Raw genomic sequence first — 22175 nt, 5'->3', positions numbered from 1 at the left:
CGGCTATAAGGCGGGCATGGATCTCGATCTCAGCCACCCGGCGCTCAGCGATCTCAAGGCCAGCTGCCGCCGCCGCGTTCCCGGTTTCGTCTGGGAATACGTCGACAGCGCGACCGGCACCGAGTCGGTCAAGACGCGCAACCGCGCCGCGCTCGACGCGGTGACGTTCCTGCCCGCGATCCTGCGCGGCCAGATCACGCCCGACCTGACGACGCGGCTGCTGGGCCGCGACTGTGCCCTGCCTGTCGGCATCGCGCCGGTCGGCATGTCCGGCCTGATCTGGCCGGGCGCCGAGCAGGCGCTGGCCCGGCTGGCCGCCGCCGAAGGCATTCCCTACACGCTCTCGACCGTGGCGACCCGCCTGCCCGAGGAGGTCGGCCCGCTTGCCGGGGACCAGGGCTGGTTCCAGCTCTACCCGCCCACGGACCCGGAGATCCGGCGCGACATCCTGCGCCGGGCGCGGGAGGCGGGCTTTCACACCCTGGTCATGACGGCCGACCTGCCGGGGCCGAGCCGGCGCGAACGCCAGCGCCGGGCGCGGCTGACGATCCCGCCGCGCCTGACGCCGGGGATGGTCCTGCAGATGATGCTGCGGCCGCGCTGGAGCCTGGCGACGCTGCAGAACGGGGTGCCGCGGCTGCGGCTGATGGAGTCCTATCTCGAGACCGGCGGGGCCGCGGACTCGACCGGCCATGCCGGCTACCTGCTGCGCGCCGCGCCCGACTGGGACTACCTCGCCGCGGTACGGGCGGACTGGGAGGGCCCGCTGGTGGTAAAGGGCGTGATGGAACCCGCCGACGCGGCCCGGATGAAGGAGACCGGGATCGACGCGGTCTGGGTGTCGAACCACACCGGCCGCCAGTTCGACGGCGCCCCGGCGGCGCTGACCGTCCTGCCGGCCGTGCGCGCGGCGGTCGGGCCCGACTACCCGCTGATCTTTGACGGCGGCGTGGAATCGGGGCTCGATATCCTGCGCGCGCTGGCCTTCGGCGCGGATTTCGTGATGCTGGGACGCGGGTTTCACTACGCGATGGGCGCCTTCGGTGCGACGGGCGCGGCGCATCTCGTGCACATCCTGCGCGAGGACCTGGTGTCCAACATGGTGCAGATGGGGATCACGCGCCCCGGGAACGCCGCGTCGCGCCTTTCCGCGCCGCCCCCGGCGACGGCTTGACGACTCTGCACCGCGGCGTCGAGAATGCGGCAGCGCGGCGACGCCGTCTGTCCCGCCTTCGGAATTGCCGCCGGGAGGGTCGCAAACCGCGTTTGCGCTGCGCCGGCACACTGCGTAAAAGCGAATGACATCAGATCAGGGGGTCAGGGGAACAGCATGGCAGAGTTCAAGAAGGTCCTCGTCGCCAACCGCGGCGAAATCGCGATCCGCGTCATGCGCGCGGCCAACGAGCTCGGCAAGAAGACGGTCGCCATCTATGCCGAGGAGGACAAGCTCTCGCTGCACCGCTTCAAGGCCGACGAGGCCTACAAGATCGGCGAAGACCTGGGCCCGGTCGCCGCCTATCTCTCGATCCCCGAAATCATCCGCGTGGCCAGGATGAGCGGCGCCGACGCGATCCATCCGGGCTACGGCCTGCTGTCGGAGAACCCGGATTTCGTCGATGCCTGCACCGAGGCCGGCATCACCTTCATCGGCCCCAGGGCGGACACCATGCGCGCGCTCGGCGACAAGGCCAGCGCGCGGCGCGTGGCGATCGAGGCGGGCGTGCCGGTGATCCCGGCCTCCGAGGTGCTGCCCGACGACATGGGCAAGGTTCGCGAGATGGCCGAGGCCGTCGGCTACCCGATGATGCTGAAGGCCAGCTGGGGCGGCGGCGGGCGCGGAATGCGCCCGATCCTGTCGGCCGACGAGCTGGAAGAGAAGGTCCGCGAGGGCAAGCGCGAGGCCGAGGCGGCCTTCGGCAACGGCGAGGGCTACCTCGAGAAGATGATCGAGCGCGCCCGCCATGTCGAGGTGCAGATCCTCGGCGACGCCCACGGCAACATCTTCCATCTCTACGAGCGCGACTGCACCGTGCAGCGGCGCAACCAGAAGGTCGTGGAACGCGCCCCGGCGCCCTACCTGACCGAGGAACAGCGCGGCGAGATCTGCGAACTCGGCCTGCGCATCGCGCGGCAGGTGGGCTACCAGAACGCGGGCACCATCGAGTTCCTGATGGACATGGACACCTCCGAGTTCTTCTTCATCGAGGTGAACCCGCGGGTCCAGGTCGAGCATACCGTGACCGAGGAAGTCACCGGCATCGACATCGTCAAGGCGCAGATCCGGATCGCCGAGGGCGCGACCCTGGCCGACGCCACCGGCACGCCCAGCCAGCAGCAGGTGCTGCTGCGCGGCCATGCGCTGCAGACCCGGATCACCACCGAGGATCCCCAGAACAACTTCATCCCCGACTACGGCCGCATCACCGCCTACCGCTCGGCCACCGGCATGGGAATCCGGCTTGACGGGGGCACGGCCTATTCGGGCGGGGTGATCACGCGCTACTACGACTCGCTGCTGGTGAAGGTCACCGCCTGGGCACCGACGCCGGACGAGGCCATCGCCCGGATGGACCGGGCGCTGCGCGAGTTCCGTATCCGGGGCGTGGCGACCAACATCAACTTCGTCGAGAACCTGCTCAAGCACCCGGTCTTCCTCTCGAACGCCTACACCACCAAGTTCATCGACACGACGCCCGATCTCTTCGACTTCAAGAAGCGCCGCGACCGGGCGACCAAGATCCTGACCTACATCGCCGACATCACCGTCAACGGCCACCCGGAAACCACCGGGCGCGGCGGCCCGCCGGCGGAAGCGAAGGCCCCGCGCCCGCCGCGCCACCCCGAGGGCACGCCGCCCGCGGGCACGCGCACCCTGCTCGAGGAAAAGGGCGCCCAGGCCGTCGCCGACTGGATGGCGGCGCAGGACCGAGTGCTGCTGACCGACACCACGATGCGCGACGGCCACCAGTCGCTGCTGGCCACCCGGATGCGCTCGATCGACATGATCAACGTGGCCGGCGCCTACGCGCACCGTCTGCCCGATCTCTTCTCGGTCGAGTGCTGGGGCGGCGCGACCTTCGACGTGGCCTACCGCTTCCTGCAGGAATGCCCCTGGCAGCGGCTGCGCGACATCCGTGCCCGGATGCCGAATATCATGACGCAGATGCTGCTGCGCGCCTCGAACGGGGTGGGCTACACCAACTACCCCGACAACGTGGTGCAGTTCTTCGTGCGCCAGGCCGCCGAGACCGGCGTCGACGTCTTCCGCGTCTTCGACAGCCTCAACTGGGTCGAGAACATGCGCGTCGCCATGGACGCCGTGATCGAGAGCGGCAAGGTCTGCGAGGGCACGATCTGTTATACTGGCGACATCCTCGACCCGGACCGGGCGAAATACGACCTGAAATACTATGTCGAGATGGGCAAGGCGCTCCGCGACGCCGGGGCGCATGTGCTGGGCGTCAAGGACATGGCCGGGCTGATGAAACCGGCCGCGGCGCATGCGCTCTTCCCCGCGCTGAAGGAAGAGGTCGGCCTGCCGATCCATTTCCACACCCATGACACCAGCGGCATCTCGGCGGGAACGGTGCTGGCGGCCTGCGCGGCGGGCGTCGACGCGGTCGACGCGGCGATGGACGCCTTTTCCGGCGCCACCTCGCAACCCTGTCTCGGCTCCATCGTCGAGGCGCTGCACCACACCGACCGCGATACCGGGCTCGACATCGCCGCGATCCGCGAGATCTCAGGCTACTGGGAACAGGTCCGCAAGCAATACGCCGCCTTCGAGAGCGGGCTGCAGGCCCCAGCCTCGGAGGTCTATCTCCACGAGATGCCAGGCGGGCAGTTCACCAACCTCAAGGCCCAGGCGCGTTCGCTGGGGCTGGAAGATCGCTGGCCCGAGGTCGCCCGCGCCTATGCGGATGCGAACCAGGTCTTCGGCGACATCGTGAAGGTGACGCCGTCCTCGAAGGTGGTCGGAGACATGGCGCTGATGATGGTCAGCCAGGGCCTGACCCGCGCCGACGTCGAGGATCCGGACACCGACGTGGCCTTCCCCGACTCGGTCATCGACATGATGCGCGGCAATCTCGGCCAGCCGCCCGGCGGCTTTCCCGAGGCCATCGTCAAGAAGGTGCTGAAGGACGAGAAACCCGACAGGTCGCGCCCGGGCAAGCATCTTGACCCGGTGGACCTGGAAGCGACGCGCAAGACGCTTTCCGAGGAACTCGAAGGCTTCAAGATCGATGACGAGGACCTGAACGGGTACCTGATGTATCCCAAGGTCTTCCTCGACTACATGGGCCGGCACCGGATGTATGGCCCGGTGCGCACGCTGCCGACGCGCACCTTCTTCTACGGGATGGAACCGGGCGAGGAGATCTCGGCCGAGATCGACCCCGGCAAGACGCTGGAGATCCTTCTGCAGGCCGTGGGCGAGACCAACGAGGACGGCGACGTGAAGGTCTTCTTCGAACTGAACGGCCAGCCGCGCGTCATCCGCGTGCCCGACCGCAAGGTCAAGGCCGAGGCCGGCCAGCGTCCGAAGGCCGAGGACGGCAACCCCAACCATCTCGGCGCGCCGATGCCGGGGGTCGTGGCCAGCGTCTCGGCCCAGGCGGGCAAGAAGGTCAAGAAGGGCGACCTGCTGCTGACCATCGAGGCGATGAAGATGGAAACCGGCATCCATGCCGAGCGCGACGCCAAGGTCGCGGCGGTCCATGTCACGCCGGGCCAGCAGATCGACGCCAAGGACCTGCTTGTCGAAATGGAGTGAGGCGGCACACGGCCGTGGACGCGCGGCCGGAATCGGCTATGCTGCCCCGTGTCACGAGTTCACGGCCGGAACCGTCCCATGTTGTCAGTCACGCCGCTTTACGCCGGTATCATCGCCCTCTTCTACGTCACGCTCAGCCTGTCGGTGGTGATGTACCGCTTTCGCAGCGGCATCCTCCTGGGTGACGGGGACGATCCAGAGCTTCTGCGCCGCGGCCGGGCGCACGCCAACATGGCGGAATACGCGCCGCTGGCGCTGCTGCTGATGGCCCTGGCCGAATTGCAGGGCGCGCCGGGCCTCGCGATTCACCTGCTCGGTCTGCTGCTGGTCGCCGGCCGGATCGTCCATGCCCTGGCGATCCGCCTGACCGATCCGCCGCTTGTGCTGCGCACGCTCGGCATGGTCGCGACCTTCTCGGTGATCCTGCTGGGCGCCCTCGGCAACATCTTTCACGCGCTGGGCTGAGCGGCCCGAAAAATCCGGCGGCAGGGGCCAATTTTCCCCTTGCAGGCCCCGGCGAGACTGGTTATCTCACGCTCCACACAAGGATGCGGGTGTAGCTCAGGGGTAGAGCACAACCTTGCCAAGGTTGGGGTCGTGGGTTCGAATCCCATCGCCCGCTCCATTTATATCTCTTAAAGCACTGAAAAATAGAGATATTCTGGGCGTCCTTTGTGTTCAATCCACCTCGGAATACACCTTGACTTCTTTAATTGCAGTCAGCTGGACCGGCTTGCCTCAACGGCCGCCAATTCGACTCGCGAGAGCAACTAGAGTGGCTGTCGCCCAATCGTAGTCGATACCCCACCCATAAGCAGCCTGTTGTCCAATACATTCGTGCCCGCATGTCCCTGGACTACAGACCACAAAATCCGGGTTCCAATTCTCTCCTGAACGCTATTGCCTGTAGTTGGCGATTGGCCCGAACTCTTCATGATTGGCTGTATTCAATTAAGAAATCGTTGCCACGCTTATGTCCGGCAAGCTGGCATTTGCCCGAAGTATCACTCCTGACCTGTGAAATTCGCGACAATCTCTTCGAGCCGCTTGACCCGTTCCGAAAGTGTCGGTCGTTTGCGATCGTCGGGATGATCGACACTTGAGCCGCGTGGCAATTCATTTTTCCAAAAGCCGGTTTCACGGAGATACATCTCGACTGCCCCGGCGATGACGCCGTTCCTGTTCTCGTCCGGATGCGCCTCAAGGTAACGCTCCAGAGCATCCATTCTGCGAGCGCCGAGCCTGACGGATATGGGTTTGTCTTCCATTGAGCAGCCTCCGTAACACGAAATGTATCACTCTTTCAAAAAAAGTAACACAGAAACCTTGTAATACGTAACACGTATCACTATATTGTCGAGTGAGGCCGCAACAGGTCTCAGTTCCTTGACATCATTTGTGAGGCAAGCGCATGAGCCAGATCTGGCGGGGCGCTTGGGGTCCTTGGAGGACACACGATGGCAAGAGCATGCCCGTGTCCAAAGGCTCCATCGTCGAAGTATTTTCAGCAGAAGATCCGAAGTCTGCACGGGACGGGGTGGTACAGAGGATCGGCATCGCCGGCATCGACCTCATCCAGTCCTGGTATTGGACCGCGAAGAGTCGCACTACACAGCGGTCTCTCCCAATCGACCGATACCGCGTGATGGGGTCCCGACAGGCCGCTGAAACGTCCCTACGGGACGTGGAGGTACGGCCACCCGAGCACGCCTAAGCGTTGAAAACATGAGTTATTTCATGAGAGAGGTAGTAAGTGTTCGATATCATTCCCGACATCCATGGACAGGCAGATAAGCTTACCGCGCGGCTCACTCAGCTCGGCTACGCGAAACGATACGGAGCGTGGCGACACCCCGACGCCGAGCGCACCTGTATCTTTTTGGGCGACTTCATCGACCGCGGCCCAAAGAACGCCGAGGTGATCGACATCATCCGCCACATGATAGATGCGGGGACGGCGATGGCAGTGATGGGTAACCACGAGCTCAACGCAATCCAGTTTCACACTGTCGATCCCGAGAACGGCCTTCCGCTCCGCCCACATTCTCACAAAAATCTGAAGCAGCATGCGTCGTTTCTGAAAGAGTTTCCGATTGGCTCCGACCCCACCTCAGAGGCGATCAACTGGATGAAGTCGCTTCCCTTGTTTCTCGAATCCTACGGGTTCCGGTTCGTTCACGCCTGCTGGGACGAGGACGTCGTCTCGCGGCTTGCGAAGGTCACAATCAATGGGCGGCTCTCCGACGATCAGTTCATCGAAGCTGGAAAGATCGGTGAGGCGCTTCACGGCCTCGTCGAGACGACGACGAAAGGGCCCGAAAGCGAGCTACCGGAGGGTTATTCGTTTGTCGATGAGGGTGGCAACTTGAGACGGGAAGTAAGACTCCAGTGGTGGAATGGGGATGCCCGCACCTGGAGAGACATGGCGCTCTCGGTCCCCGATCCGACGGAACTGCCCAACTTGGATTTGCCCGCGCATATCAGGCCTTCGGTCTACGCCGAAGACGCACATCCGGTCTTTTTTGGCCATTACTGGCTGAGCGGTGAGCCCGAGCAGCAGTCACGCAACGCTCTCTGCCTGGACTATTCGGCAGGCAAGGACGGACCGCTGGTCGCATACCGCACCTCCGAACTTGGAGAACGGATCGACCTCGCGAACATCGTGGTCGATTGAGCCGAGAAAAGACGACGATCCGTCGACCGAACTGGGCCGACGAGAACGAACGAAAGGATACATGGCCATGACCATCGACGAAGAAACGGGCCGAGACGTCGTCTGCCCGATTTGCAATTCTCCCGAGTACTGGGAATGCGGACATCTCGTCGCCAGCCTCGACCGAAGCTTTCTGGATTGCTACGGCGGTGCACTCTTCGATCGTTACGGGGAGGTTTCCAGCAGGATTGAGGAGGCCTTCGTGCGACGCATATCGGAGAACAGGGATCCTGTTTTCAAGAACCAGGACCTTGATCACATCTGGAAATACGCCAGAGAAAGATTCCAGCCAGAAGACGAAGATGTCGAAATTGAAGGCTATGCACTTCAGCGCCTCATCGTCACCCTCTTGGAAGACGCAGGCGCGCACGATCTTCCAGGGTCCTTGATGGATCCGGGTGGTCCTGGCATGACGTCGTCAATGAGCGTGCTTTTTGCGCACGAGCCAAACAAGGTTGTACGCAAAACGTTCTATCGATTGGCACGACTACTCAAGAATGACGAACTCGAAACTCATCCAATGGATTATGGAGCATGAAGCTCATCGGGTACGTACCTCATACGCCGACATCGGCACCCGTTGCAGATCGAGAGTAGTTCGGGCTTTTGTCGGCCGATTCGGCCCGAGGAAAGACAGCGTCCGTTGACTTTTGCACCGACGAAGTGCTCGGCCGACCCTTGCAAAAAGCCAAACCCATCCAGGCAAAAGTTCGTGGATATTCCGGAGACGATCAAGAGTTGATGGCAATTTAATTGCGATTTCGCTTTTTCTTCGCCCGAAACTCACTTGCCTCACTATTAAGCCCTGAGGTCCCACAGCTCTGGATCGAGTGGCTCAAGCATCTTTGTACTCTGACCTTTAGGCTTCACCAACATGAGTGCGCGCATCGCGCGCGTCATTGCGACGTACATCATTCTTCGTTGTAGCTGACGAAGTTCCTCGATCTCACCCGAGCTGGCTCCCTTGGGAACGAAGGGGTAGTCGGACGGCCACAATCCAGCGATCACCACAACCGGAAACTCCAGCCCTTTCGCAGATTGGAAAGGCACGACTTTCACGGCATCGCTCGTGATGTCCAGCTCACGACCCAGAGAAAATTCCGCCGGTGCCCCAAGCCCAGAAAGCCCGGATGCTATTCTGCGACCTTGTTTCTTGGTGGGCACCAGTATCACACACGATGACATGGGAAGTCGAAGTTCCTTCGCCGCACCTTCGATGTATCGGGCAATCAATCGAACCTCGCTCTCTTCGTCGTCAGCTGCCAAGACTAATGGAAGGGGCCCCTCGTGGGCGTAAAGTTCCTCATGTCTTTGTACTGGCTTCCCTTCCCGAAAATAACTCTTGGCTGCTTTGTCTATTTGTTCGGTCGAGCGATAGTTCCCCGGAAGTTCCGATATCTCGACCTCCAACCCGAGCGACGAAACCACCTCGGCCCAATCGAAACCCGAGCGGTAAATCGATTGCCGACTGTCGGCGGTCAGGAAAACGGTGCCCTGTCGGTCACTCAATTTCGCAAGCAGGGAGACGACAGAGGGTTCGAGGTCCTGAACTTCGTCGACAATTACTCCATCGAACGACAGGTTCGTCGCTTGGCTTGTGACCAACTTTGCAGCCTTAGACCTTAGTTCACTCCAAGTCTCAACCTTCTGAAGAAACAACTCGGACAAGAACAATCGGGAAATTTTCCATACAAGCTTGCGTTCGGTCTCGGACAGCGCCTCCATCCGCCCGATCCGGGGTGCATCAAGGTACGACTCTATGTCCGGCAGGTCATGCGCGAGGACAACTGCACAAATCTCGTCCAGCAAGTAGCTCTCCGAAAAACGAGAAATAGCGTCCTTGTTCCTCTTTCGCTCCAGTGCATTTTCCCCGAGCGACGCCTGCTCCAGAGCGCGGCGCAGCGCTTCCCGCATTTGCACCTCGTTCGCCGGGGCGAAGCGAAGCCCACTTTCTTCAATTATCTCCCTCACCAAGCTGTCGGCAGTTTTGACGACGACCGCCTCTGGCCGCTCAGGAAAGAGCGTTCGCAGCAGAGAGTTGGAGACGTTGGTCAGAGCGTTCGTATAGGTCGTAAAGAGTATTCGCGGTTCCCTCACTCCCTCTCTGGCCAACATTCTAGCGGTTTCGGCTGCGCGATAGAGCGCAACAGTACTCTTTCCGCTGCCGGGGCCGCCCTTGACCAAAGTCGGCCTCGTGCTCTCTAAATTGAATCTTACAAGCGCTTCCTGCCCCGGGCTCAACTTCAAAAGAAACCCTGGAAGATCGCCTGACTTGTATCGGAACAGGTCATCCACGCTGTCTGCAATAAATTCAGGCTGCCGAAGCACCTCGCTCAAGGGCTTTTCGAATAAAGCTTCGTGAATTGTAAGAAGGAGCTCGTCCTCGACCCCTGGACAATCGAGAAGCTCTTCCTCCGAGCCGACCGCGAGTAGGCGCTTGTGTAGTTCTTTCGGTATGAACAATTGGTCGAGAAACTCGGACGTCAGCGGTTCTGGAAGCGGACGTTTATCCGACTCTTGTTGCTGTCGGGCGAACTTCTCCCAATAGGCCGCTTTGGACACACTGGCGTCTTTGACGGGCCATCCTTCGGCAGCCTCTGGACCACCGAAGTTCAAGGCTTCGATTTCTTCGTCGTAAGTGTCTTCGCTCCGCCGGCGTAGAGCCAAAAGACTGATGAACGGCTCTTTTATACTGTAGAATATTCTATAGTCCCCGCTGCGGATCCGATAGACGTTTCCGCCCTTCCAATTCTTCAGCTGTTTTTTGACCTTGGCGTCGGGTAACGGGTCTTCCACTAGCTGGCTAAGCTTTTTTTGGATCTGCGCGTTTTCCTTGGGCGGGAGCGCGAGCAACTCGGACTGAAAGTTCTTCCTTAGACTGATGGTCCATTCCGTCATTATCCGAACACCTCCGCGAGTTGCCGATTGATTTCAGCAGCGTCGATCGAACCATCCGCACCATCTCGCGTAATGACGAGCATTGCCCGTCGACCACCATCCGTCGTGACGCCATTCGATGCGTACCATTCCAGTTTTCGTTCCCAAGCGCTTTTGTATCCGGGATGATTGAGCATTCCTAAATGCTCGATCAGGATAGTTTGGCCGGTGTCGTCGTCTTCGACAGTGAAATCCGGAAAGCGTGACGTTCCGTCATAGCCCACGAAGCGCTTCTCGTAGGTGTACTCAAGACCGAGATCTGTCAAAATATTCGCGACGATGACCTCGCTTTTCGACCTCACGAAATCATTCGTTGTGGTTCGATGAACCAAACTGGCTTCCATCAATTTGGATGCATCGCCTCTCTTCACCAAAATCGGCTTGGGAGCGTGAAACAAGTTCGTCAGGCGTCGTGCAATTTCCGAGTTCTCGGCCGATGAGTAGTCTTTCAGCTCGTTTACGTCGCCCTGATGCAAAACCGTGAGCGCCGATTTATGCCGCGTGACCGCAGTATACAGAAGTTCGCGGCTCAACACGGGACTCTTCCGGGGCAGCACAAGAAACACACGGGAAAATTCGCTTCCCTGAGATTTGTGAACAGTGATCGCATAAGCGAGTTGCAAAGGTGGAGAGCCGGCTTCGCCCTCGAGCGTATTGCGCCAGTAGGTATACTTGTGGCCTTTTTGAGTCGAGAATTCGACTTCGAGATGCTTCGGTACAGCTTTCGCGTTTCTGCCCTTGAACTTTCCCACAACGCTCCCAATTTCACCGTTCGCGACATAGAAAATCGAACCGGCTTCGGGATAGACAGAGCTCCTTCGCTCGTTTCTGACGTTGATCACCTTGTCTCCGTAAATGATCCTCTGCGGACCGACGGGTTTGGGTACTCTGCGCTGGCGATGGTCGCTATTCATCGCTCGTTCGATTGCAGCTCCCCGGTATTTTCGATGGATGTAGTCGTTCAGTGCCTCGACGCCCCAATCCCTTCCCCATACCGGCGATAGGATTTGCCATGCTTCTGCGCTTTCACCGGCCCCGGGACGCGCATCTCGCTTTGGGTGAAAATAGATATGATCCTTGAATTCGGAACCCCCGATCGATTTCTCGAACCAAAATCGATCTTCGTTCGCTCGAAAGTTTGTCTCGAGCCGCTCACTCAGAGCGGCATTCAATTCGCTCGGCGTTTCCCATTGGATGAACTCGACACCGCTTTCCTCGGCTCCGTTTCGGATCGCGTCCCACACTTTATCACTATCGGGGTCGTCGCGACGATCGGTGAACCAACTCGCCAGAAGTGTATCGAGCCGCTGCTCTCCGGCCTCTTGACGCTGTTGAATCGAAAGTTCGCCAAAGCCACGCCCCTTCGCTCTTAGGTACTCGGCAATGTCCACGAACGGCCGACCCGCGCCTATCGGAGGAAGCTGTCTAGTATCGCCCACCAAGACGAACCTTTTGACGCCTTTGAGGGCATCGATTGTCGCTGCGAGCTGCTCCTCCGTCAGCATGGAGGCCTCGTCTATGATAACTGTTTCGTGGCTGCCCGATCTATCTTCTGCGCCTCTTAGAAAATATCTCCCCGTATCTACAGAGTAACGACGGAACTTCAGCAAGAACTGCGCGATGGTTTGTGCTCCGGTAACGTCCGTCACCTGCTCGAGCCGCACGCGCGCCTTGCCTGTCGGTGCCAATAACAAAATCCCGCCACTCGCCACATCCGGAATCCCCTTCAACGCTCTCAGCAGCGTCGTTTTCCCCGTTCCGGCGGGCCCAACCAAGACGGACAACCGAGACGTGTATATCTCTTTGAGTGCGTCGGCTTTTTCCTTCCGACCCTCCTCATCACGGCTATCCCCGTCGGCCACCGGCTCAATAATTGCGTTATCGACGAGCTTACGCCAGTCATGCTGGGCGTCATGACGTCCTGCCTCCTCGGTTCGCCTCACGACATAGCGGCGTATTACATCTCCGATCTTCGACAATCTAACGAGCTGAAAATTTATCTGATGGTCTTCTTCCTCGATTTCGACGATTTCCGCTTCGAGGGTGTCCGCGTAGAAATCGACCAAGTCCGTCGTAACGTTGCACTTCGGCTCGACAGCTTCGTCGCGTATCCGACGAATGAGCTCGTCCTTGGGCATTACAGTCGACCCTTCATCCCGGGCGCACCGCTCCAGCAATTCAATCGCGAGGGCTCGCACTCGTCTAGGGTCGTCGGATTCGCGCACCGGCTCAGAGCCGGGCAGCGGATACTTTTCCAAAATGCTTTCTTTTGCGAAAACACCTCTATCGATCGTCGAAAGCCGGATGGGATCGGATGACCTACGATCCCCCTCGTAAAGAAGATAGGGATTAGCGATTAATTCGGCGTCCGATGCTTCGATTTTGGCGAGCCTTCGTTCGGCGACCTCGAAGAATCTGTTCGCCTGGTCAGCCGATAGCGAGAAGCGGCTCAAAAGCATCAAAAGGTCTCGGCGCTCCTTCTTCAATCCCTTGAAAAGCTTTAGCTTGTTCGGCCCAAGATACGTGCGGGCCGCTCCGGGTAGTAAAAACGGATCCTGAAGCGCCGCCTCAACTAGGTCCCATGGGTCCTGTTTCCACTCGCCGCTCTCATCACGAAGGGCACGTTCGATTTCCATTGCGACCAGAGTACCGTGGCTGACGCCGAAGGCCTCCAGAGCCGATCCCAGTCCCGGGAACGGCCCGCGCATTCGCCAGATCCGATTCAGCTCGGAATTCACCCAGGCGATAGCGCCCGCCACATCGAATGCAACCTCGGCGGGAATCGCTTCTAGAGCGCGCAATACGGACATGAGCGAGGCAATTGCCTCGTCATCAGTGACGTGTTCCGTACCGTACGAGAAGGCCTCGAAACTCTCGTCCGGCGCGAAAGCAACCATAGGCGTTGGATCGAAGCCTTCGTTCCTCTCGGCTAGTTCCAGGATTTTCTGATAGGGGAGCAAGAAGCCATCGTCGAACTCCGGGCGGACCGAATGGTGGACGTTCCTCTCCCAAATGATCGATCTCGGGTGGTCCTCTGTCGCATGTTCGTATTCGTGATGCGCATCCACCCTTTTTACGCGACCGACACCCACGATGACCCTCCGCGGGTCCTCGCTGAGTGGCGTCGCCTTCGCATAAAAGAAGCAGAGCGAAAGTTCCGGTACGAGAGCGCTGAAGAAGGTATCCAGCAACGCGATTTGGTTTTTTCGCTCTTGAACCCAGGTCTTGCCTGCGGACTTCAGTTCCGGCTCTCTATTTGGATCAAAGTCGATACCGTACCGGAGTGCGGTTCCTTCGTCGCCTTCGGTCTCGCCTTCGACTTTCCCTCTCAACATCCAAGCATAGGGAATACAGGCCGCCGAAAACGCAGGATGCTCAAAAGTAGTCGTCCGAAATCCCCTGTAGCTCGGTTCGTAGTTTGCATAGGGATGATTGAGGCGGCGGGCATAGGGCCGCTCTGACATGAATGCACCATGCTCATCGGCGCAAGGCGGCAACTGATCTATCGACAAGTCGGACCAAGCTTTGCCGGCAACGGACTGTTCGAAATCGTCTTTTCGGTTTTCGGAGATCCGGCTCAAAGCCAGACAGGCATGGTTGCCTGCTGGGTTGTCGCAAACGTATCCCTGCCATCCGTTATCACTCCACGGAACCCGAATCGAAACATGGCGCACTGGAAGCGCTTTCTTGGAAATTTGATTCATCGGAATAGCTCCCTCGATGCAAACCACGAATTTTCATGGTTTCTACTAGAGCCGGCACGATACACCCGCTTCACCCTACTAGTGCTGCATGCCGTTCAATCATTCGGCCGTTCTTGAACTCTGGCCTCATCCCTCATAAAAATTTTCCTCGAACGCCTAGGCGCTCTGGAATTTCTCCAGTCGTGTCCTCGCCCTCCAGCCATGCCTTCACATCGTTCGCGACGGCCTCCGGTGCCCGAGCGAACTTCCCTACGAATTCACATTCCCAGACCGTCAAAACACGCCAACCCGAGTCACGAAGAGATTTTGATTTTCTTGCGTCGCGCTGGCGGTTGGCGATGAATTTTCGCAACCAATGCTCGGTGTTACTTTTCGGCGTTGTGCTTCGATAGCATCCGTGCCGGTGCCAGTAACATCCATGGACGAAGACAGCCGCGTTGAATTTGGGGAAAACGATATCGGGACGCCCCGGCATTTTGGAGACATTTACGCGGTATCTAAGCCCAAGCTTGTGGAGTGCTTGCCTGATTATCAATTCTGGGCCGGTGTTCTTTTGCCGGACAGCGCCCATAATCCTCGAACGAATTTCCGGTGGAACTGTATCCATCATGAACTCGCAATTATTCGTGTTGTGACGAGAGCCTCCAAGTGTTCTTCGAGGCGTCGAGGTGTATCTCCACCCTCTATCAGCACGCCCGCTTCGATATTCTTCTCGAATGCATGACCGGTCAAATTGGCACTGGACACGAAGCACAGTTTTCGATCGGCAACCGCAACCTTCGCATGCACTTTCCCGCCCGTGAACTCGGGCGCCTTTTCCTTCCAGAAGAACACTTGTGCACCGGGAAGTGCCGACCTCATTTTCCCGATAACGTCGAAGCTGACTTCACCTCCATGTTTTTCGCTCGACTCTAGAACCAGCGCAACCTCAACGCCTCGCTTTATGGCCAACTTCAACGCCCGCAGAACGGGCGCAACGTCATATGCGACGAAGCTCGTTAGGAACAGCGACGAATTGGCGGAGTCGATCACTTGAAGAAGAGCGCTCTCGGTTCGCCGGGTTGCGACGATCGGCGTCGATGGGCCCGTCAAAACTAGTTCGACAACCTCTTCTGCCTTTTCTCGATGGTAAGCGTGCGCCGCGCCGACAAGCAGACCGGCCAACATAGAATTCGTCACCTTGGCATTTGCGGCCGCGGTCTCCAGCCGCGAGATCCTTTGCCGAGCACCGACAGATATCGCCCAGCCGGTCGTTGCGTCCGCGACACTCATGCCACGAGCGATCCTATCGGCAAATTGCTCGACCCGCGCCGGAGGCGTATTGGATACAAGACCTATGACCGCCTCCAGTAGTTCGTTCATGCATCCGTTCTCCAAAAGAACGCAGCACTTGTGGCGTCGAGCGTCGGCACCAAGAACGCCCGATCGATATACCGGTTACCGTTCTCGCAGGAGGTCTCCGAAACGAACGAGCAGGCATGGCACGCCGCCGCATGGAGTGAGCGGTCTTCTTTGGGATCGTGCTCGGAACATAGAGGATCGGAGGAACAAATAGACCCGCGAGCAAGCGCCTGATCGAGCAATCGGCCCAAGTTTTCGGGTCGACCGAGATCAACGAGGCCGCCCAGAGTTCCATCGGAGTCCGCAGCCGAGGTGTATATCAGTATGCCGGCTTGTGGAGCTCCGGAGGCCGTCTCGGCATAAATCCGCTCTCGGATGCTGGCGGAATTGTAGCCACACTCGAGAGCAAGCTCGCGTATCAATAGGTGAGAAAGCGAGTGGAGCATAACGTAACGTGCTCCCGGATATGCTGCGTCCGGATCGAGTTTTCGTGCGTTGCGCCAACCACGATGCCCGGCAGTCAGGCTGTCGTTTCGAGCTCTCACCGAGGGCAGATCTTCCCAGGCCGCGACAACCTCCTCATCGAAACGAATGAAGATCCCCTCTCCGTGCACTTGTGTCGCCGGCACCCAAGCCGGCGAACGTTTGGTTAGGGCAGCGTGCACAGGCGCATCTTCGGGTTTTTCACTGTGTTCGGGCGCTTCTACACGAGTGAACCCCAGGAGCGCGTTGACCTCCCGAAGACGTTCGATAAGCGAAACACTCGCGATTAGTCCCTTGTATCTTTCCGGCACAGCGGTCGGCTCGGCCATGAAATCCGGCCAGTCCTTCCGAGGCTTCGTCTCGATTAGAACCTCCCATTCCGGCCCTTTGATATCGGCCATATCGACATTGTCATGACCAGCTCCGTCACGCTTTGCGACGATAGCATCCCAGATCTGATCCAGCGAAAACTTCGACAGGCCGGGATGCGCTTCCCGCCGCTTCAGCATCGGGAGAACCACACCGAGAACGGCTTTTTCAGTCACACCTTCCAAGTCGTCCCAAAAGTGTTCGACCACGTCTAGCGCCGAGCCCGTGGGTGCCGGAATGTGTAATGCAGACAAGGTGATAGGGAACCAACTGTTCGTGGCACCAAGAAGGACGGCGCGCGGCTTCTCGGAACACGTACCGTCGAACGTCTCCAGATGCGGATGCCGCCCACGGCATTTCGGAAGGTTTTGTTGGCCGACTTGTCCGAACGCCTGGGCCATGCTGCGAGAGGCCAGGCAGCCGTCGCACTTCACCCAAAGGTTTTCGGTCTGCAAAGAAGCCCCACTCTCGTAGAAGCGCAGATTTCCCTTGCAGTCGGAAGGACCGTTGTGGACGAAGTAGTGCCAAGGGAAATCGTCGAGATGGCCCGCCCGACAGGCCAAAAGGAAGCGTGCGGGCACCGCGTCGGCGTCCCTGGCTTTCTTGTTTCCCCTCGACCCCGTACAGCCTTTGTGGACGAACTTCGTTCGCTCCGGGCGATAGCGATCTTCTTTTGGGTGGAACAAATCGTCATCGAGTGGAGACAAAAGCCCACATTCCACGCATCGCAGCCATCTCGGAAATGGTTTGACGGGGACCCCGACCAACGCCTCGGCAGAATAGGGATCGATCCTTTCCTGCATGAGGAAGGGAGGCATGCGCAACGCTCCGATCTGCGGACCCAATATCTTTCGCACGGCATCCAAGAGCCGAGGCTCCTCGATCGGCTGGCAACGGACTTCTTCCCAAGTATCGGAGCCGAGAGTCACGACCGACAGGTTCGGCAGATCTATCAACGCGCCGGGACCGTAAGTCCAAAGAAGTTGAGACGGGCGAATTTCGCCGATGGGCATACGATTCGACGTCATGCTTCAGTCTCCGCGTCATCAGCGGACGGATCTGGACGTAACCAGTCTTCCCCAGGGGCCGCGTCCTTCGCGGCATTCATGATCAATCGGACACCAGGTTCGACTTCGCGCATCGACATCGGTACGGTGAATTTTTCCCAAGCTTTGATTCCGGGCCTTTTCAGAAGCGCTACCGCCGTAGCTTTGCCTTCCCCACGCTTTTCGTATTTGAGCGTTCTTCCGCCTTTGCCGGCTTCGTATTTCCAAAGGTCGACCCGTGCCTTCAGTTCGTTATCGGCGAGGTCCTTGACGTTCGCCTCGTGTGAGACACTCCAAACGCGATCCACCAAGCGAGCTATCGATCGATCGACATCTGGCATGACGGCCGCGTCCAAAGCGCCGGCACCATCGTTCGGATTGAGCGGATCGCTGGTCGACCTCAAAAGGCTGACGAAAACCCCTGTCAGTCCACGGTCCAATGCCCGCGGCGAGAACGGCGTCACCGATTGCGCCTCGACGTGTTTGTAGAAAGTCGCGTGGTAATGCTCGAAGGTCTCGTAGTGAGAAAGGTCGCGAGGTCGCGCCCAGGTGAGAACCGTGCAGACGAGGCCCGGTGACGCACGTCCGACCCGGCTTGTTGCCTGAATGTATTCCGCCGTTCCTTTCGGCTGGCCGTTGACAACCATAAGCCCCAAACGGTTCACGTCGACGCCGACCGAGAGCATATTCGTCGCGAGAACGATATCGATCGCCCGCGTTTCGTCTTTTTCCCATCTTGTGACGAACTTGCCGATCGATGGATCGTATTCCGCTTTGAACTTCACCTCGAGTTGATCGAGCTTTTTGGGGATGTCGCCGCTCGAGACACGCGAGGTCAATTCATCGACATTACCGACCCGTCTCTGCGCGAGCCCTGGTCGGTCGAGATCGCTCATTCCGACGCGGTAGGAACGCGTGTTGACGTCGTCTTCCGCCAATCGACGCATGCCGCCGAGTTCCCGCAGCGAATTGAAATACCCCACACCCGTCATGTATGGATCGGCGATCTGGCCGAACCGATTGAAGAGCGCCTGCGACGCGGTCAGAAAGGCCGCATAGACAAAGATAAGCATCGCCGGTCGTGAGCTTCCCGGCGCACAGACGCCGATGTAGCGCCGTCCCGGTATTGCCGTGACCGAGCGTTGTTTCGAGAAGAAGTTGTCCGAAGCGTCGAGCCCATACGGCGGGAAGATCGACACTTGACGCATGAACACGTTGTTCACTTGCTCGGGCGCTTTTCGAACGGTTGCCGTGGAGGCCACGATCTTGGGTTTTACCGAGGCCTGGTCGATTTTCCAGGTCGAAAGCTCGTCGATGGCCGTTTCGTAAAGACCGACCATCGTGCCGAGGGGCCCACTGATGAGATGGAATTCGTCCTGAATGATCAGATCCGGTGGACGGATCGGGGAGATCGTTTTCGCTTGCGTTGCCGCTAGGTATCCCTTCTTTGTATGGCGCCCGGTACAGTCCGCATCGGGCCAAAGAAGCCCGTGCCGCGGACATTCGGTATCGGCTCGTCCAAACAAAGTGCGCGCTTCACCTCTCCAAGCCATGAGCGCGAACTTATCGACGGTAGCGATCATCATGGACGGCGGCCTATGATAGATTTCTTCGTCGACCACGACGACGGGAAGACCCGGGTGCGCCTTGCGGCTGGAACGTCCCTTCGAAAAGACGCAACGCCCTTTTTTATCGCCGCAGTAGATCGCCGTCCGTTTGCGATCCTTATCGACTTCGATGTCGCGTTTTTCCAGAACGTCCGAGCCACACCACGGACAGCTCGTCAGCTGAGCCGGTGTCGCCGCCCCGAAGTCCGACCGCTGTGACCCGCGACGCGCCTCTATGATTTGGTGACTGTCGGTCGTCGAACCAGGGGTGACCTTGTTGCCTACCCAAAGCCCGATGGTAAAAGGCGTTTCGCCGAGGGTGTGGTCTCCGGCCTCGGCCGCCTCTTGTCGCAGAACTTCCATAGCGCAAATGAGAGCCGTCGCGCGTTGGAACTGCTGGAGCGTCAATAGCCGCAGCGTGTACCGCATGACGACGCCAAGACCCCGAGAGCTATCGTAACCACCAAGACCGGTTTGAAAGCGCCGGATCGCCATGGCGAAGGCCGCGACGCCGAGATAGGCCTCGGTCTTGCCTCCCCCTGTCGGGAACCAAAGGAGATCGGCAGCAGCGTCGAGTGGCTCCGTCCGGTCTCGATGCTCGGGGTCGGCGAGCGCCGGCAGGGACAGCAGAACGAAGGCGAGCTGGAACGGACGCCAAGACCGGTTTTTCGGGATATCGAATTCGGCAAGTGGTTTTTCCTCACCACGGCGCTGTGAAAGCGCAAATAGAGAATGGACGCGTTGACGCGCCATGGCTCTGTTCGCGAAGCGAAAGGCTCTCAGCGCCATCTCGTCGCTCGGATCGGCCAGCACGGCGATCCCTTCACGCAACCGCTCCAGGATCGCGCGACACTTTCCCATCGCGAGTTCGGCTTGCGCATCGTGTCCTATGACGTCCTTCCCGATGCGCTCCGTCTGCTCTCCAATCCAGGCCTCGTAATCGTCCGCGAGTGCCTTGAGAACGGCGGCGAGATCGGCCCTTCCCATTGCCGCGAGGGATTCCATGTCGAGGTGGCCTTTCTGGACCATCTCACGCATGGCTGGACGATCTTCTTGTTTCGAGCCAGGCGTTTCCGTGACGGGAACCTCGTATTCCGGAATGACGGCCGTTCGCACTTCGTGACCACGCAGCGGATCACCTGCCAAGGTCTCGGAGTGGACGGATACACCGTGTCCGACACCGAATTCGACGTGATCACGATAGACCATTTCGAGTGCGTCGCGTTCTGGGTCGTCTCCGGCTTCGTCGAAAGCCAAACGCCGGCGGAAAATTGACTTTTCTTCTGAATCGTGCCCCGCACGAGCGACGATCTCGGGCTGGAATATCCACGCACTGTCTTTGTTTTGCGGGGGATCTTCTTGGGTATTGATCAAAAAGACGGTGATCAATCGGTCACCGTTGGCGTTCTTCGAACTGACAGAGCCCTTGATTTTTACATCCGGGTTTTCGGCGTCCGGAACCTGGTTCGAAAACGGCCCTTCGGCCAGATCGAGAACAAGACGTCCCCCACAAGGTATCCTTTGCCAAACCTTGAGGTTTACCTCCTCCTCTCTCGTTTCGAGTACGTTGCCTTCGGCATCCCGCTTTGTACGTTTGACAGTCTTCGTGTGGTCGTGGTCGTAGAGGCGCTCGTAGCGCCCCCAGCGTGCGTCGAGTTCGATCTTGTCGACGTCTCCATCGACGCAGAACGTGAATCCGATACTAGACGGAACCAGAGACTGGTTGTTCGAAGCGTCGATCTCGTCCGCCGCCTCCGCTTCCGCGTCGACCTTGCCGGCAACGCCTTCGAATTCGGCGCCTGTATCGTGTCGTCCCTTATGGATCTCCATATCCACGGGTTCTTCTTCATCCTCAGGCGAGGACGTACCATCTACCCCTTCGATGCCGGTCTTAGCGTCACCCGGTTGTCGCGGAGCGAGTTTGCCGACAAGGTACCGAGCACGAACATCCATATCTACGATGCGCTCATGTGGGCCATTCGCCGGACCGAGCAGGTCGTCCATGACGGCAAGCTGTAGGAGCTCTCGCACGTAGGCTTGCGCGTTTGTATGAGTTTTTTCCTGAATGAGCGGTGTTCGGTCGTAAGAAGACCCCGTGAGCTTTTCCGCAGCCTCACTGAAATCGTTCCATTGCAGCCGAGAGATCGAAGCGGACCCAGGCATAGTGAGGCCGGCACCGGCAAGGGATTTCGAGCCATCGAGGTTTTGCACCTTGTCGAAATAGGCCGTCGTTATCTCGTCGCGTGACCGCGTTCTGAGCACCGATCCGATGGCACGGACTTTTCCGTCCGAGCCCACAACGATGATCCAATCCTTTTCTTTGACGGCGCTTTGGGGGCCGACCGAAACCCAGGCGATAGAATAATTCGGGAAGCGCAGTGCCGAATTCACGCCAGGGTCGGCTCGAACGACCCAGGCGTTGCGGCTTTCTTTCGCTTCGACGCTAGGCTCTGTCGTCTCGGTTGTCATCAGATCTCCTCGCCCATCTGCGTCACTCTTGTTGCCCGGTTGCGCATCGCCCGTGTTCGCCACGCTCGACCCCTCCGATGTCACGAGTGGGCGGTACTTTCCGGTTGTGACCCACTCGATCCAGGCCGCTGGTGCATTCTCCGTCAAAGCGTTTCCGGCCGCTAAATCTTGAAGCCAGGCGCGCGCGATGACTTGCGCATCAAGCACCGTGAAGGTCGCTTTGTAGTTCTGGAATTGGCGCCCATCCCGCTTTCCTTGCAGCTCGACCAAAGCCTCTTCGGCGGGCGTGTCCTTATGCCCTGGAACAGCCATGCCGAGGAAACGAGCCGACCTTGAACTCGTCGATGTCGGCTGCCTCTCGAAGACGAAAAACGGGGGAATAGCAGCTCGCTGAGCCTGTTCGCTTTGCAGGGTTCGAAAGACATCTCGAAGCAGTCGGTTGCCGCCGGCTCGTGTATCGTGAATTTCCTGATCGGGAGATTTGTTGTCACCGAAGTAGACAAACCTTCCTACCTCGGGATGGAATTGGTCAGGCCAGTCTGCGTCCTTGCCAGTAGTGTAGAGGACAACGAATTTCTTTCGCGATTCTCTGCCAGCCGCGCGAAACCCACCCAAGTTCCCGACACCGGGCAATACCTTCGAAATCGCCTCACCGGACAATAGGCCTCCCGGTGCTCCCTCGTAGATCGCATCCACGACTAGGTCCGACGTCCCGAGATCGCTATATGGGAC

12 protein-coding genes and 1 tRNA gene are annotated in these 22175 nt (G+C 59.2%); 6 read left to right on the top strand and 7 right to left on the bottom strand.

Annotated elements, in window-relative coordinates; all coding sequences use genetic code 11:
- The first annotated feature begins 16 nt into the window (after positions 1–16).
- From ACQ5SP_RS03810 to ACQ5SP_RS03795, 4 genes are all read left to right on the top strand, one after another.
- Positions 17–1174, top strand: coding sequence for an alpha-hydroxy acid oxidase (locus ACQ5SP_RS03810; RefSeq protein ID WP_430936606.1), 1158 nt, complete (start codon positions 17–19; stop codon positions 1172–1174).
- A gap of 156 nt (positions 1175–1330) precedes the next feature.
- The gene (gene pyc / locus ACQ5SP_RS03805; protein ID WP_430936604.1) at positions 1331–4774 is read left to right on the top strand and encodes a pyruvate carboxylase; all 3444 of its coding nucleotides are present in this window, start codon (positions 1331–1333) and stop codon (positions 4772–4774) included.
- A gap of 78 nt (positions 4775–4852) precedes the next feature.
- Positions 4853–5239 carry an MAPEG family protein gene (locus tag ACQ5SP_RS03800; RefSeq protein ID WP_430936602.1) on the top strand — a complete coding sequence of 129 codons (387 nt, stop codon included), beginning with the start codon at positions 4853–4855 and terminating at the stop codon, positions 5237–5239.
- An 85-nt stretch (positions 5240–5324) separates the two neighbouring features.
- Positions 5325–5399: transfer RNA gene (locus ACQ5SP_RS03795), tRNA-Gly, on the top strand.
- A gap of 379 nt (positions 5400–5778) precedes the next feature.
- Here the strand turns inward: ACQ5SP_RS03795 and ACQ5SP_RS03790 are convergent.
- The gene (locus ACQ5SP_RS03790) at positions 5779–6042 is read right to left on the bottom strand and encodes a hypothetical protein (protein WP_430936600.1); all 264 of its coding nucleotides are present in this window, start codon (positions 6040–6042) and stop codon (positions 5779–5781) included.
- A 485-nt stretch (positions 6043–6527) separates the two neighbouring features.
- Here ACQ5SP_RS03790 and ACQ5SP_RS03785 point away from each other — a divergent pair, with 485 nt between their 5' ends.
- Positions 6528–7448, top strand: coding sequence for a metallophosphoesterase (locus ACQ5SP_RS03785; protein WP_430936598.1), 921 nt, complete (start codon positions 6528–6530; stop codon positions 7446–7448).
- Positions 7449–7515: 67 nt separating this feature from the next.
- Positions 7516–8025: a hypothetical protein gene (locus tag ACQ5SP_RS03780; RefSeq protein ID WP_430936596.1), complete on the top strand. Its 510-nt coding sequence runs from the start codon at positions 7516–7518 to the stop codon at positions 8023–8025.
- Between the two features lie 260 nt (positions 8026–8285).
- Here ACQ5SP_RS03780 and ACQ5SP_RS03775 read toward each other — a convergent pair whose 3' ends face one another.
- From ACQ5SP_RS03775 to drmA, 6 genes are all read right to left on the bottom strand, one after another.
- On the bottom strand, positions 8286–10385 hold the full coding sequence (locus ACQ5SP_RS03775; RefSeq protein ID WP_430936594.1) for a 3'-5' exonuclease: 2100 nt from the start codon (positions 10383–10385) through the stop codon (positions 8286–8288).
- On the bottom strand, positions 10385–14155 hold the full coding sequence (locus ACQ5SP_RS03770; RefSeq protein WP_430936592.1) for an AAA family ATPase: 3771 nt from the start codon (positions 14153–14155) through the stop codon (positions 10385–10387). Before ACQ5SP_RS03770 ends, ACQ5SP_RS03775 begins: the two co-directional genes overlap by 1 nt.
- A gap of 106 nt (positions 14156–14261) precedes the next feature.
- Entirely contained in the window at positions 14262–14738 is a 477-nt protein-coding gene (locus tag ACQ5SP_RS03765) for a very short patch repair endonuclease (protein WP_430936590.1), read from the bottom strand.
- A complete protein-coding gene (gene drmC / locus ACQ5SP_RS03760) occupies positions 14735–15490 on the bottom strand; it encodes a DISARM system phospholipase D-like protein DrmC (protein WP_430936588.1) in 756 nt (251 codons plus the stop codon). The genes ACQ5SP_RS03765 and drmC overlap by 4 nt, the downstream gene beginning before the upstream one ends.
- The gene (gene drmB, locus ACQ5SP_RS03755) at positions 15487–17349 is read right to left on the bottom strand and encodes a DrmB family protein (RefSeq protein ID WP_430936586.1); all 1863 of its coding nucleotides are present in this window, start codon (positions 17347–17349) and stop codon (positions 15487–15489) included. Before drmB ends, drmC begins: the two co-directional genes overlap by 4 nt.
- On the bottom strand, positions 17346–22139 hold the full coding sequence (gene drmA, locus ACQ5SP_RS03750) for a DISARM system helicase DrmA (RefSeq protein ID WP_430936584.1): 4794 nt from the start codon (positions 22137–22139) through the stop codon (positions 17346–17348). Before drmA ends, drmB begins: the two co-directional genes overlap by 4 nt.
- Positions 22140–22175: the final 36 nt, after the last annotated feature.

Origin of the sequence: Rhodovulum sp. YNF3179 (genome assembly GCF_050586465.1) — a bacterium.
Taxonomy (GTDB): Bacteria; Pseudomonadota; Alphaproteobacteria; order Rhodobacterales; family Rhodobacteraceae; genus CAJXYS01.
Note: the sequence above shows the minus strand (reverse complement) of the source record. Positions and strands in the feature narration are given on the sequence as shown.